At 73.3% G+C, this 630-nt stretch carries 1 protein-coding gene; it reads left to right on the top strand.

Annotation, left to right across the window (positions count from 1 at the left end; genetic code table 11):
• A partial coding sequence (locus GJV64_RS15220; RefSeq protein ID WP_164158369.1) for a pyrroline-5-carboxylate reductase family protein occupies positions 1-630 on the top strand: 630 nt, incomplete at both ends.

The raw sequence follows: 630 nt of genomic DNA, 5'->3' as shown, positions 1-630 counted from the left end.
GCTGCGGCAACATGGGCGGCGCGCTGCTGCGGCGCTGGCAGGCCGAAGGGCTGGGGCCGGTGACGGTGATCGATCCGGCGGCGCGTGCGCTGCCGCCCGGCGTCGTCGCGCTGCCGCGCCCGCCCGAAACCGGCAAGCCCGATATCGTGGTGCTGGCGGTCAAGCCGCAGGTCTGGGCGTCGGCCGTGCTGCCGCTGGCCGGGCGGCTGGGGCCGATGACGCTGGTGATCTCGGTGATGGCCGGCATCTCGACGACCGATCTCGCCCGGCTGTTCCCCGGCGCCGGCATCGTGCGCGCCATGCCCAACACGCCGGCCATGGTGGGGCAGGGGATGACAGCGCTGTTCACGAAGGATGGCGACCTGGTGCAGGGCGCTGCCGAGGCGCTGTTCCAGCCGGTGGGGCAGACACTGTGGCTGACAGACGAGGCGCAGTTCGACACCGTCACCGCCATTTCCGGCTCCGGCCCGGCCTATGTCTTCCACTTCATCGAGGCGCTGGCCGCTGCAGGCGCTGCCAATGGCCTGGATCCGGCGATGGCGATGCGGCTGGCCCGGCAGACGGTGATCGGCGCCGCCGCGCTCGCCGCCCACGATGGCGCCAGCAGCGCCGCGACGCTGAGGGAGCGCG

Source organism: Sandarakinorhabdus rubra, assembly GCF_010994245.1.
Taxonomy (GTDB): Bacteria; Pseudomonadota; Alphaproteobacteria; order Sphingomonadales; family Sphingomonadaceae; genus Sandarakinorhabdus; species Sandarakinorhabdus rubra.
This window is presented reverse-complemented; position numbering and strand designations above follow the sequence as displayed.